This is a genomic window from Bacillus sp. SIMBA_031 (assembly GCF_046535225.1).
In the GTDB taxonomy this organism is placed as follows: Bacteria; Bacillota; Bacilli; order Bacillales; family Bacillaceae; genus Bacillus; species Bacillus velezensis.
Genome location: NZ_JAWRXC010000706.1, coordinates 1 through 234, shown reverse-complemented (window position 1 = coordinate 234; position 234 = coordinate 1). Strand labels below are relative to the sequence as shown.

Genomic DNA, 234 nt, shown 5'->3' with positions numbered 1-234 from the left:
GCAGTGGCTGTGGAAATGGCGTTGCTCCTACCTCTATTGCTGCTGCTCCTGATTGGAATAATGGAATTCGGCCGTGCCCTCAACGTGCAAATATCGCTGACTGAGGCTGCCCGTGAGGGTGCCCGCTACGCCGCAGTCCACTATAAGGACGGCGGACTCAATGTCTCGGCGGACGCCTTGGCCTCCGCCCCCTCACTTAGCGGTTTGGGCGTGACCGTCACCGATAACGCCGCC

Annotated in this window: 1 protein-coding gene; it reads left to right on the top strand. The window is 60.7% G+C overall.

Annotated elements, in window-relative coordinates:
• Window positions 1-234: TadE family protein (locus tag SB724_RS21905; protein ID WP_410573192.1), on the top strand; the 234-nt coding region annotated here is incomplete at both ends.